The sequence below is a fragment of the Mangrovibacterium sp. genome, assembly GCF_059905295.1.
Map to the genome: position 1 here is coordinate 1 of NZ_JBZQJF010000117.1, position 2,467 is coordinate 2,467.

At 47.5% G+C, this 2,467-nt stretch carries 1 protein-coding gene; it reads right to left on the reverse strand.

Annotated elements, in window-relative coordinates; genetic code table 11:
* Positions 1-217: 217 nt before the first annotated feature.
* On the reverse strand, positions 218-2,011 hold the full coding sequence (locus AC37HE_RS06390) for a monovalent cation:proton antiporter family protein (RefSeq protein WP_500781965.1): 1,794 nt from the start codon (positions 2,009-2,011) through the stop codon (positions 218-220).
* Between the last annotated feature and the right edge of the window lie 456 nt (positions 2,012-2,467).

Consider the following 2,467-nt stretch of genomic DNA (forward strand, 5'->3'; position numbering starts at 1 on the left):
CGCAGAAAGAGCTGCAATAAGAAGCAGCATGAATGATGTTATTTTCTGTTTCATAGCTTTGTTGTTTTTCTTGTTTCTGTTCTCTTTAATTTTACGAGGTCTTGGTCTGGCTGAAGGAGGTTTTTATCTGTTTTTACGAGAGAGGCGCCTTTAGTTGCAACGATATTGGCCTGTCCCATATTCAATACCTCCGGCATTCGTTGTCTGTAATTCCCTGCTAGCCCTGTAGTACCCAAACCCGATCATTCACTTCCAGATGTTCGCCGGCATGGAAGGGGCGCATGTTCTCATCTTCGCTTTCTACGAGCACAGGTAGGCTGGATTGAAAGTTGAGCGACTGCTTTTCGCACCAGGCTTTACCATTCGTTGGTTTGTCAACGGTCAATGGTTGAAGTGTGGCTTTTTCAAGCTGGATCTTTTGAACCCACTGTTCCATATCGAAGGATGGGGCAAACAAGTGTACTGCGTTCGATTTTCGGAGCAGCTCTGATCCTATTGCCGATTCGCTCCGGGTAGTCGCGACAAAGGTGTTCGGAATCAGGAAAGCCTCGTGTGCCAGCTGTGCTGCCAGCAGGTTGACCTGGCTATTGGTCGTCAGCCCGATAAAGGAAGCGGCATTTTCCGGATTGGCCTCTGCCAGGGTGTCTTCATTGAGCGCATTTCCCTGCAGGCAGTGTAGCTTTGTTGTCCGGGCCTGCTGTACCCGCTCCGGGTTATTGTCGATGAGGGTTACAGGGATTCGGGAACTCATCTTTTGAGCCAGCAGCAGGCTCAGCGGGTTCGCCCCAACTACGATTACCCCTTTTCGTTTGTCCAGGTATACCAGCTCGCCACGACGACGCAGCCATTTCGAGGTCCAATTCAGCAATACCGGTACTGTCAAGGTGGTGAAGATGGCCATAAACACCAAAATGGAGAAGATGGTTTTATCAATGATCCCCATTTCGAGTCCGATCTCGGCAATAATAATTTCAACTGCTCCGCGTCCATTCATCCCGGTACCGATGGTAAGTCCTTCGCGCCAGCCGTTGCGCGAAGGAAGGTAGAAGAGGGCAGTCCCTACAATCTTACCAACGATGGCTAAAAAGGTAATCAGAACCAGTAGTCCCAGGTCGGTTTGGAACACCGTTACATCAACGAAAAAACCAGCCGACACAAAGAAGATGGGGGCCATAAATCCAATTGATACATCGTAGAAGGCTTTGTTGAGCTCTTTGGATATTTTGCGGGGAAAGAGGTTACCCTTGATGAATAGCCCGGCCATGAAAGCCCCCAGGATACTATGCATACCGGCCAGCTCGGCCAGCTCACAATAGCCAAAAGTTACAATCAGGATCAGGGTGAAGTAAGCAGTGCTGCTTTGGATTCCCGAACGAGCAATATAATCCCCTAGTCGCGGCAGCACAAACAAGCCGATGGAGATGGTGATTGCAAAGAAAAGGATAATCTTGGCGGCAATGAGTAGCAAAGCCCCGGTGTTCACACTATTCGACTCAGCAAAGTTGGTAATCCCCGAGAAGATCACCAGTGCAAGGGTATCGGATATCAGGGCTCCGGCCATCAGCACCAGGGCAATACGGGTGTTTAGCAGTTTAAGATCAATGAGGATGCGACTTTTGGTGGCGAGCGATGTTACGCCAATGGCAATGGCAACAAATAGTCCGGCCATAGCTGTACCACCTGTCCAGACCACGGCAAAGTAGCCTAGCGCAAAAGGGACAAAGAATCCACCCAGTGCAGCCAGCAGCCCCGGCCACGAAGCTTTTTTCAAGTCGTGAAAATCGATTTCCATCCCGATATATACCATCAGCAAGATAATGCCAATTTCGGCCAGCACGTGGATCGACTCGGTAAGCTCGAGCACCCCCAGTAATCCCGGTCCCAGGATAATACCGATTAGTAACTCTCCGAGGATGGCCGGATATCCGATTTTTCGGATAGCAACACCTCCAAGATAGGCTGCCAGCAATACGGCAGAAATATTGAGTATGTTTAGGTGAAATACTTCCATTGGCTAACTGTTTCCTTTGTTTGACTCTTTCAGTAATTTAAGAAAAAAACAGGAATAAAAGACAGTCATGTCTTGTATTTTAGAACTCATTAACAAGAATTTCAGTCCGGGGAAAGGCAACGATTTGAGGCTTTATCATTAGGCTTTATTCCCGGGTAGTGGCAAGTTATAACATACTTTAACAGGGGTTGGCAGGCGTTAACACAACTGTGAGCTATCTTTGTTTCATACAAGAGAGTAAAAGTAAAAGTAGATTTTTTTCATAGAGATAGGTTTTGGTTAGTTTGAGAAAAGGATGGCAGGGGTCATCCTTTTTTGCTGTGAAAGTCTTTTTCAAGATGCGTTGAAGAGGATCGATTCTGCTCCAATAAATTTCCGCTAGCCTTACCAGGCGGGTTTTCATCTTTGGCTTGCCCCAAAGACGAAACAGAAAACGCAAGGCTGATTTTTATCTTC

Bases quoted from the DNA above. Each gene is read 5' to 3' on its own strand.
- AC37HE_RS06390 (WP_500781965.1), bottom strand. From the start codon at position 2,011: ATGGAAGTATTTCACCTAAACATACTCAATATTTCTGCCGTATTGCTG.